Source organism: Microcoleus sp. PH2017_28_MFU_U_A, assembly GCF_020738035.1.
Taxonomy (GTDB): Bacteria; Cyanobacteriota; Cyanobacteriia; order Cyanobacteriales; family Microcoleaceae; genus Microcoleus.
Window position 1 is genome coordinate 1 of the sequence record NZ_JAEQCX010000071.1, and the last position, 9,087, is coordinate 9,087.

Annotated in this window: 10 protein-coding genes; 6 read left to right on the top strand and 4 right to left on the bottom strand. The window is 45.8% G+C overall.

What is annotated here, in order from left to right; all coding sequences use genetic code 11:
• The first annotated feature begins 251 nt into the window (after positions 1-251).
• The 5 genes from JGK14_RS17190 to JGK14_RS17210 all read left to right on the top strand — a co-directional run bounded on the left by JGK14_RS17190 (position 252) and on the right by JGK14_RS17210 (position 3,425).
• Positions 252-572: an NACHT C-terminal helical domain 2-containing protein gene (locus tag JGK14_RS17190; RefSeq protein WP_325315306.1), complete on the top strand. Its 321-nt coding sequence runs from the start codon at positions 252-254 to the stop codon at positions 570-572.
• A gap of 77 nt (positions 573-649) precedes the next feature.
• Entirely contained in the window at positions 650-1,006 is a 357-nt protein-coding gene (locus JGK14_RS17195) for a hypothetical protein (RefSeq protein WP_293232180.1), read from the top strand.
• Complete coding sequence (locus JGK14_RS17200) at positions 1,003-1,431, top strand: HNH endonuclease (protein WP_293232182.1); 429 nt, start codon at positions 1,003-1,005, stop codon at positions 1,429-1,431. Before JGK14_RS17195 ends, JGK14_RS17200 begins: the two co-directional genes overlap by 4 nt.
• A 190-nt stretch (positions 1,432-1,621) precedes the next feature.
• The gene (glyQ, locus tag JGK14_RS17205) at positions 1,622-2,500 is read left to right on the top strand and encodes a glycine--tRNA ligase subunit alpha (RefSeq protein WP_293232184.1); all 879 of its coding nucleotides are present in this window, start codon (positions 1,622-1,624) and stop codon (positions 2,498-2,500) included.
• Between the two features lie 157 nt (positions 2,501-2,657).
• Positions 2,658-3,425 (top strand): ABC transporter ATP-binding protein, encoded by a 768-nt coding sequence (locus tag JGK14_RS17210; protein WP_293212444.1) that lies wholly within the window; start codon positions 2,658-2,660, stop codon positions 3,423-3,425.
• A 41-nt stretch (positions 3,426-3,466) separates the two neighbouring features.
• On the opposite strand, the gene JGK14_RS17215 is transcribed toward JGK14_RS17210, so the two are convergent.
• The 4 genes from JGK14_RS17215 to JGK14_RS17230 form a co-directional block, all read right to left on the bottom strand.
• On the bottom strand, positions 3,467-5,050 hold the full coding sequence (locus JGK14_RS17215; RefSeq protein ID WP_293326614.1) for an MDR family MFS transporter: 1,584 nt from the start codon (positions 5,048-5,050) through the stop codon (positions 3,467-3,469).
• Between the two features lie 105 nt (positions 5,051-5,155).
• Positions 5,156-6,424, bottom strand: coding sequence for an MFS transporter (locus JGK14_RS17220; protein WP_293312798.1), 1,269 nt, complete (start codon positions 6,422-6,424; stop codon positions 5,156-5,158).
• Between the two features lie 399 nt (positions 6,425-6,823).
• Entirely contained in the window at positions 6,824-7,336 is a 513-nt protein-coding gene (locus JGK14_RS17225; RefSeq protein ID WP_293178156.1) for a DUF2808 domain-containing protein, read from the bottom strand.
• 32 nt (positions 7,337-7,368) lie between these two features.
• Positions 7,369-7,494: a hypothetical protein gene (locus JGK14_RS17230; protein WP_293178159.1), complete on the bottom strand. Its 126-nt coding sequence runs from the start codon at positions 7,492-7,494 to the stop codon at positions 7,369-7,371.
• Between the two features lie 326 nt (positions 7,495-7,820).
• On the opposite strand from JGK14_RS17230, the gene JGK14_RS17235 reads away from it, so the two are divergent.
• Positions 7,821-8,969 carry a Re/Si-specific NAD(P)(+) transhydrogenase subunit alpha gene (locus JGK14_RS17235; RefSeq protein ID WP_293196695.1) on the top strand — a complete coding sequence of 383 codons (1,149 nt, stop codon included), beginning with the start codon at positions 7,821-7,823 and terminating at the stop codon, positions 8,967-8,969.
• Positions 8,970-9,087 lie beyond the last annotated feature (118 nt).

Here is a 9,087-nt window from a genome sequence, read left to right on the forward strand (position 1 = left end):
TATCGAGAAGCTGGAGAAACAAATATGGCACAGGCACAACGGCTCGCTGGCTATGGTCTAGACGTTTTGAAGAAGCTGTTTAGAATGAAATAGCCCTGGAATTGTATCGTACTATAGCTATTGAAAATGTTGTAGGAGGAGACTATCGATTTGCCCCTGTCGGCATTAAAGACATTTATTTCTGTATCGCACTTGATTTAATTAATTATTACTTTATACTTTTTGATTGGACTCCAGAATTAAAGCAGTATATGCAACTCATACAAGATGAGCATCCTGATGATAAGTCCCTTTATAGTGAAGCTTACTTTACTTGGTGGGTAGTCCGTAGTGGCAGCATATTACAGCAAGTAAGAGATTTTGCAAACCACAATCCCGATGCTTTTTTAAACTGGCGAGTTGTCAATGAAAAACAAGAATTATTAAAACAGTATTATGACGCCAACGAATTACTGTTAGATTGTCTTAACTGCACTTACAATGGTAGCCTAGAGGTGAGACAGGAAATAGAGGAAACATTATTGTTACCGATCGCCGAAATCGAAAAACGCAAACGTGAAAAAGCCGAGTAGGGCGATTCTACTCAAGATATGGATCGATCGCCCGTTTGTTACAATCACAGCAAGTCTCATCCTCACATCACCGAAGTATGCAAATTATATTAGAAGTCCCCGATCGCCTCGGCGAACAACTGCACGCATTGGGCGATCGCCTCCCAGAAGCCCTCGATCGCGCACTCCAGGAACTTACCTTCGCAGAAACCATCCCCTACCAAGACGATCGCCAAATCGTCGAACTGCTTGCGAGTCAACCCAGCCCAGAAGTCATCCTCGCCATCCGCCCCACGCCTGCATTACAAGCCCGAATGAGTGAATTGCTCGATCGCAATAAATCCAGCACTCTCTCGCGATCGGAAGAAGTCGAACTCGATCGATATTTGCTTTTAGAACATTGGGTGCGCTTAGCCAAAGCTCACGCCTACAAACGCTTACAGACAGCAGCATGAGTTATGTATCAGCCCGTCTCCGCCGGCTAGTGACTCAACGCGCTGGAGAGCAATGCGAGTATTGCCGATTTCCCCAAACGGGTGCACTTTTTGCCTTTGAAATGGAACACATTATTGCTGAAAAACATGATGGCATTACCGAATCTGAAAACCTAGCGTTATCGTGTCCTTGCTGCAACCGTTTCAAAGGAACTGACCTCGGTTCGATCGACCCTGAAACACAACAGCTAACTCCCTTTTTTAATCCCCGTCTTCAGAAATGGTCTGACCACTTTCGGCTAGATAGAGGAACCATTGTCCCACTGACTCCGCAAGGGCGCGTAACCGCTAAAATTCTACAATTTAACCTCCCAGAACGTATCCTCGAACGCGAGCAACTCATCACGAGCGGAGAATATCCACCACCCTATCCACAAACAACATGATGGCTCTTTTCCCTAGCAGTAGGGACTGTTCGATCTAGAAAACATTGCTATTATCGATCGCAATAACTCGATCGATACAATATACCTGAAAAAAGAACTTAAATATCCAGCGATACATGGTTTATTTCAATAAACCCTGCCTTGAGTATGCTTAAATAAGTTCAGACACTTACTAACCATATTTAAACCAGTGAACTTTCAATCAGTCATTGCCACCTTAAACAAATTCTGGAGCGATCGCGGATGCCTGATCGCCCAATCCTACGATACCGAAAAAGGGGCAGGTACCATGAATCCCCACACCTTTCTCAGAGCGATTGGGCCCGAACCTTGGTCAGTCGCCTACGTCGAACCCTGTCGCCGCCCCACTGACGGACGTTATGGCGAAAACCCCAATCGCTTTCAACATTACTATCAATATCAAGTCCTCATTAAACCATCTCCTCCTAATATCCAAGAAATCTATTTGGACTCACTCAGAGCATTAGGAATCAAACCCGAAGACCACGACATTCGCTTTGTAGAAGACAACTGGGAATCTCCAACTTTAGGCGCTTGGGGTGTCGGCTGGGAAGTCTGGCTCGATGGCATGGAAATCACTCAATTTACCTACTTTCAACAGTGCGGTGGCATTGATTGTCGCCCGGTATCGATTGAAATTACCTACGGACTTGAACGTCTGGCAATGTATCTGCAAGAAGTGGATGCGATGACCAAAATTCAGTGGAAAGATGGCATCACTTACGGCGACGTTCACCTGCAAGGGGAAATAGAACAGTGTACTTATAATTTTGAAGCTTCCAATCCTGAATTGCTGTTTACTTTGTTTGGATTGTACGAACAAGAAGCCGAACAATTGACCAAGAAAGGATTGGTTTTGCCGAGTCTTGATTATGTGCTAAAATGTTCGCATACTTTCAATTTACTCGATGCTAGAGGTGTGATTTCGGTGACGGAGAGAACTCGGTATATTACTAAGATTCGCAACTTGGCGCGGCGGGTGGCTCAGCTTTATTTGGAACAGCGGGAACAGTTGGGTTTTCCATTGAAAAAAGCTGTGAAGGTTTGAGAAGTAAGTAATGTGAAATTCGGGTGCATCTGGGTTTTGAAGAGGGCGAAGCATTACCGCATATAAGTTATTAGTTATAATCTTATGCTGATTGCGGTAATGCTTCGCCCCTACACACATATTTGCTTGCAGAAATATCATATTTTAAATTAATTTAATGCCTAATTATTCTGAAAATTATCCAGAAACTACTCCTCAATTGCGGGTTGATGGTGTAAGTTTTAAAACACCGATCGCCTCTAGCTACTTATTGGACAATATCTCGTTTCAGGTACAAAAGGGATCTCGCGTCGCAATTGTCGGCCCTTCGGGGGCAGGGAAAACCACGCTGTTGCGGTTGCTGAACCGACTCAGCAGCCCCACGACTGGCTCGATTTATCTGGAAAATACAGATTACCGGCAAATTGGGGCGATCGAACTTCGCAGACAAATCACCCTGGTGATGCAAGAATCGAAGCTGTTGGGAATGTCGGTGCGGGAAGCTTTGGCTTATCCTTTGAAGCTGCGGGGTGTGAATTCATCAGAAATAGGAGACAGAATTAGCGGGGTTATTCAACAACTTCATATCCCCGAAGAATGGCTAAATCGCACGGAATTGCAACTTTCCACAGGCCAAAAGCAATTGGTGGCGATCGCACGGGCGATCGTTCTCGAACCCAAAATATTGCTGTTAGACGAGCCCACGTCCGCCCTAGATGCTGGAAAAGCGGCTTACCTGGTGCAGGTATTGCAAGAGCTAAGTAACAGCCAAACTACTATTTTAATGGTAAATCACCAATTAGAATTAGCCCAGGAATTTGCGACTCGCGTTTTATATTTACAGCAAGGGAGACTCCTGGAAAACGCTATGTGCGATCGGATTAATTGGGAAGAAATGCGGCAAAATTTAATCCAAGCAGAAGCACAAGCAGAACAAGAATGGTGAATCTATTAACTGTCAACTGTCAACTGTCAACTGTCAACTGTTTAATGTGCTCCCCCAGCACCCGCGCCAGCTTTCACTTTTTTAAAGCCCAAAATCGCAATTCCACTTAATAACAAAGCAATGCCCACAAAGTAAAAACAATCATTAAAAGCCATCACATAAGCTTCGCGGCGCACAATACTATCAATTGCCTTAATTGCCTGATCTTTCGCCACGCTCAAATCAGCACCGCGACTTACAAAATACTGAGTCATTTGATTGATTCGTTCCTGCGTCGCTGGAGAGTACAAAGAAACAGATTCCCCCAATCGATTCGAGTGAAATTGCTCGCGTTGAGTAACCAAAGTTGCTAGGGCCGCAATTCCCACCGAACCACCCAGATTTCGCATCATATTAAATAAACCCGAAGCCGAACCAGCCTCGTGTTTCTCCATACCAGCGGTGGCGATCGTTGATAGTGGTATCATAATTAAAGGCTGCCCCAAAGCGCGCACTAATTGCGACCAACGCAACTGATCGATACCCGTTTCATGAGTCATACTAGCATTCATAAAACAACTGATCGCAAAACAACTCACACCGATCGCAATTAGCAACCGCATATCAATTCGCTGCATCAATTTCGGTACTAGCGGTACGATGAATAACTGCGGCACCCCAGCCCACATAATCACCTCGCCAATTTGCATGGCATTGTACTGCTGGATCTGACCTAAATACAGTGGTAAAATGAACACCGAACCGTACAATCCTACACCTAACGAAACATTGACAATAGTTGCTAAGCCGAAATTGCGGCGAGTTAGCAGTCGTAGATTAATAAACGGTTTTTTTCGAGTTAGTTCAATCCAGAAAAAAGCGCCGAGAAATATAGCAGAAACTATGCTTAAACGCACAATAAAATCAGAACTAAACCAGTCTTTGCGGCTGCCTTCTTCTAACACAACTTGGAGGGAACCCAAGCCGATCGCCATTGAGGCAATTCCCCACCAGTCGCCACCTTTGAGCAGTTCTAGCCGCAACGGTGCAGGGGCGACGGCATACCACACAGCAGCTAGCAGCATCAGCCCCGGCACCAAGTTTAAATAAAAGACATATTGCCAGCCGTAATTCTCCGTCAGCCAACCTCCCAATGTCGGGCCAATCGATGGTGCAAAAGTCGCTGTCAGTGCAAACATCGCCATGCCAATCGGCTGCTTTTTGGGCGGCAAATTGGTCAGCAAAAACGTAAAAGCCATCGGAATTAAAATTCCGCCACTCAATCCTTGTAAAGCCCTAAATACAATCATTGAAGTCAAATTCCACGCCCAAGCGCAGCACATGGAAAAGAAGACAAAGAAAGCGGCATTTACCAAGATGTAGCGGCGCACTGAGAACACCTGCGACAGCCAACCCGTAATCGGAATGACGACTATTTCTGCGACTAGATAGGCGGTGGAAATCCAAGAACCTTCTTCTAATGTTGCGCCTAAAGCTGCTTGAATATCTCGGAGAGAAGCGTTGGTGATTTGGATGTCCAAAACTGCCATGAATGCGCCGAGAATTGTTCCCATGACGCCGATCCAGGTTTTTAGGGGAACGCGATCGTCGCTCTGCTTCTGGGGAATTGCACTGGTATTTGCCATTGGTTTTACCTCTGGTGTAATGAATTTGGATTTTTTAACCGCAGAGGGCGCAGAGGGCGCAGAGTAAGAGAGGGGAATCAAGAAGGAGAGAAGTTTACCAATTTTTTAGCAAATTAAACCCATTTTTTGATAAAGTGGTCTGACTAAGTTTTTTAAAGCTGGCAACTGTCTGGTAAAAATTATTGAACCTAAAATACAAATTATACCACCAAGTATGACTGTATTGGGAGAGCCGATATAATTTGCCATTCCACCTGCTACTAAATTACCAAACGGTGTCACTCCAAAAAATGCCATCGTGTAGATGCTCATTACTCTGCCACGTTTGTCGTCTTCTACTATTGTTTGCAAAAATGTGTTTCCTCCGGCAAATTGGATGATGAAACCAAATCCTACAAACAACATCATGATTAATGACAGCCACAAAATGCGGGACAAGCCAAAACCAATCAATCCAAATCCCATGATTGCTGGCGAAATTGCAATCAGTTTGCCGATGCCTACGATACTTTTTCGTCCGATTAAATAAATCGCGCCTGCAAATGCTCCGACTCCGGAAGCTGCCATCAAAAATCCGAGGGTTTGCGGGCCGCCGTTGAGAATTTTGGTGGCAAAAATTGGGACTAATACTGTGTGGGACATTCCGGCGAAGCTGACTAATGCTAATAGCAGTAAGATGGCTCGAATCGGGGGAAATCCGAAGGCGTAATCGAATCCTTCTTTTAATCTTTGTAAGGGTTTGGTATTGCTTGCTGCTATTTTACGGGGTTTGATCTGCATTGCTAATAAGCCTGCAATCACAGCGATGTAACTGATTCCGTCAATCAGAAAACAATAACTGGCGCCCACTGTACCTATTACCAATCCGGCAATTGCTGGGCCGATTAGTCTGGCTCCGTTGAACATGGAAGCGTTGAGGGCGATCGCATTTGCTAAGTCTTCTTTCTTTTCTACGAGTTCGGGGACAAATGCTTGCCGTGCGGGCGCGTCAAAGGCGTTAATTGCCCCTTGAAATAAACTCAGTACCAAAAGCTGCCAAATGTTGACGGCTCCTGTTAGCGCTAAAAATGCTAGGGCTAAGGATTGAACCATCGCTAAGATCTGAGTGGTAATTATCACTCGGTGCCGGTTCGTGCGATCGATTAAAACTCCGGCAAAAGGCAGTAAGATTAATGTGGGAATTTGACTGGTAAATCCGACTACGCCCAGCATCCAAGGTGAATCGCTTAAATTGTAGACCAGCCACACTGTAGCAACTTGGGTCATCCAACTGCCAATCAGCGAGATGCCTTGTCCTGCAAAAAATAGGCGGTAGTTTTGCGATCGCAGGGCTGGCGGAAGTTTGATTTTTTTGATTTTTGCTTGTAGATTCATGTATCAGTACGGCTTGAGCAATCCTATGTGATTCGTAAACATTTTGTCGGGATAGCACCCCTAAGCCTACGCCTAATTAGCGAGGGGCAAACATCCGTGGGCTTCCCCTAGACTTATTTTAGGAATCAAATAGAATTGCGGTATGGGCCTCTGGTTCTATTTTAGGATTTCGGAAAATTAGGATTTGAGTATTCAGGGTTTATGCACTCCTTGCAAAGAAACCGGGTTTTTTGCGTATCTGCGGGCTGCAATCTAGTATTTTTGAGAAAAAACCCGGTTTCTGGCCATCGGTGCGATCGCGAATTATCTTGTTAATTTCTTCCCTACAGCAAAACGATCGCCACAGTTGAGTTTTTCTGTCGCGATCGCCTGTTTAGCTAAAATTTGCTTCCGGGAACCTCAATCAATGCTCAACAGCCAAGTCCCTAAATAACGCATCAATGGAACGTCCCCAGGAGTGCGAATGCGGACGTTGAAATGGTACATTCCGCCCGGACTTGGGTTTCTGACGTTGGAGAGGACAACTTCAACGTTGTTACCGGCAGGAATTGGCTCTGCGGGATAAATTTCTATGAATCGATTTTCTTTGTCCCAGATTACTTCTTGCAATGCTATTGTTTTGTCTTTGACGCGCACTTTAATGTCTTTTTGGTCGAATTCGCCTTTGTAATAGTCTGGATAAGTAATGTTGAGTTGGGCGATCGCCAAACTTACTTTTTTGGAAGGAATTCGCAGCCGGTATCTGTCGCCAACCATTCCGGCTTTGCCGTAATCCAAGCGATAGTTTAACTGGTTGGCGCGTTCTGGGCCGCCGAAAATCGTGAATCCGGGCATCGACTGGGCTAAACTGATGGCCGGTAAGCCTGTCAGCAAGCAACCTGTAACTGCTAGTGCTGAAAATAATCGTTTCATAATCACTCCTCTAATCAAACTGCTGGTGAAGCTTAAATATCGATCGCCCGAAATTTGCGATCGAGCCTACAATATACCGAATTTCTCAATAATTCTCTCAGCCGAAACGCCCGCGCTCGCTCAATTTTTTTTTGCGTAATAATACTGACAACAGACATTCAAACTACCGAATTAGGCAGCATTGTATCATATCACCCTGGGCTGCAAGGTTAACAGTTTAGTGAATTTGAATCTATAAGACAAGTTAAAGAAGCGAGTGTAATTTTGGGGATCGGCTTTAGTATCAACGTGAGAAGCCAGCGATTGAAGTCGCACGCCAAACAAACGAAGACAGCCAGCGATTGAAATCGCGCCTACACAAACGATGTCCGCCGGACGCCGACTGGGAAATTTGAATTTCAACCTGCTCCCGTCAGGTTTTGTCTGTGTAGACGCGGTTTCAACCGCCCTGTCTATGTCTGTGTCTAGAGTATAAGGAGAGTCCATGAAATTAGCGATCGCCAAAGAAGTCGAAGCAGAGGAACGCCGGGTAGCCTTAGTACCCGACGTTGTAGCCCGATTAGTCAAACAAGGCGTCGAAGTTTGGGTTGAGGCGGGTGCGGGTGCAAAATCCTTTTTCTCGGATCTTGCTTACGAAGAAGCCGGAGCTCGTGTTGTCGCCGATACCGCTACGCTGTGGGGCGAAGCCGATGTCGTCGTCAAAATCGGGGAGCTCAAAGAATCAGAAGTTCACCAACTTCGCGAAGGAGGAGTTTTCATCGGATTTTTGAATCCCTTGGGAAATCCGGCGTTAGTACAGCGGTTGGCCGATCGCAAAATAACTGCATTCAGCATGGAAATGATTCCGCGCACCAGCCGCGCCCAAAGCATGGATGCACTATCATCCCAGGCCAACGTCGCCGGCTACAAAGCCGTACTGATTGCAGCCTGTGCATTACCGAAATATTTCCCGATGTTGACAACAGCGGCGGGTACAATTCGCCCCGCGAAAATATTGGTGATGGGTGTGGGCGTTGCGGGCTTACAGGCGATCGCCACAGCACGTCGTTTGGGCGCAGTCGTCGAAGCATTTGACATCCGCCCGGAAACAAAAGAACAAGTGCAAAGTTTGGGCGCTAAATTTATTGATGTCGAACTCAAAGAAGAAACTGTAGCAGCAGGCGGCTATGCTAAAGAATTATCAGAAGCAGCTAAAGAACACACCCGCCAAGTGCTCACCCAGCACGTCGGCGCTTCTGATGCAGTAATTACAACCGCTCAAGTTCCTGGTAGAAAAGCCCCGATTTTAGTTACCAGAGAAATGGTTTCTCAAATGAAACCGGGAGCAATAATTGTTGACTTGGCAGCAGAACAAGGTGGGAATTGCGAGTGCACGGAAGCAGGCAAAGATGTTGAATGGAACGGAGTTAATGTCATCGGTCCGATTAATTTACCGTCGTCGATGCCAGTACACGCTAGTGAAACTTACTCGAAGAATGTCTCGGCTTTGCTTCAGTTGATGCTGAAAGATAAGGAACTCAATTTAAATTTTGAAGATGATATCATTGCTGGTTCCTGTGTGGCTCGTGATGGCGAAATTAGCAACCAGCGAGTGCGGGATGCTTTGGCGGCTCAGGCTTCAGTCGTTAGTTAGATGATTGTTTGCAAGAATACCCGGCGATTGAAATCGCGGCTACACAAACAATGTCCGCCTCCGCGGACTAATGAAGCCCCGGCGATTGAAATCGCGGCTACACAAACAATGTCCGCCT

What these genes read in the sequence shown, in the direction of transcription:
- JGK14_RS17225 (WP_293178156.1), bottom strand. Translation starts at nt 7,336, where the DNA reads ATGAAACGATTATTTTCAGCACTAGCAGTTACAGGTTGCTTGCTGACA.
- JGK14_RS17220 (WP_293312798.1), bottom strand. Translation starts at nt 6,424, where the DNA reads ATGAATCTACAAGCAAAAATCAAAAAAATCAAACTTCCGCCAGCCCTG.
- JGK14_RS17190 (WP_325315306.1), top strand. Translation starts at nt 252, where the DNA reads ATGCAACTCATACAAGATGAGCATCCTGATGATAAGTCCCTTTATAGT.
- JGK14_RS17200 (WP_293232182.1), top strand. Translation starts at nt 1,003, where the DNA reads ATGAGTTATGTATCAGCCCGTCTCCGCCGGCTAGTGACTCAACGCGCT.
- JGK14_RS17215 (WP_293326614.1), bottom strand. Translation starts at nt 5,050, where the DNA reads ATGGCAAATACCAGTGCAATTCCCCAGAAGCAGAGCGACGATCGCGTT.
- JGK14_RS17210 (WP_293212444.1), top strand. Translation starts at nt 2,658, where the DNA reads ATGCCTAATTATTCTGAAAATTATCCAGAAACTACTCCTCAATTGCGG.
- JGK14_RS17235 (WP_293196695.1), top strand. Translation starts at nt 7,821, where the DNA reads ATGAAATTAGCGATCGCCAAAGAAGTCGAAGCAGAGGAACGCCGGGTA.
- JGK14_RS17195 (WP_293232180.1), top strand. Translation starts at nt 650, where the DNA reads ATGCAAATTATATTAGAAGTCCCCGATCGCCTCGGCGAACAACTGCAC.
- JGK14_RS17230 (WP_293178159.1), bottom strand. Translation starts at nt 7,494, where the DNA reads ATGTCTGTTGTCAGTATTATTACGCAAAAAAAAATTGAGCGAGCGCGG.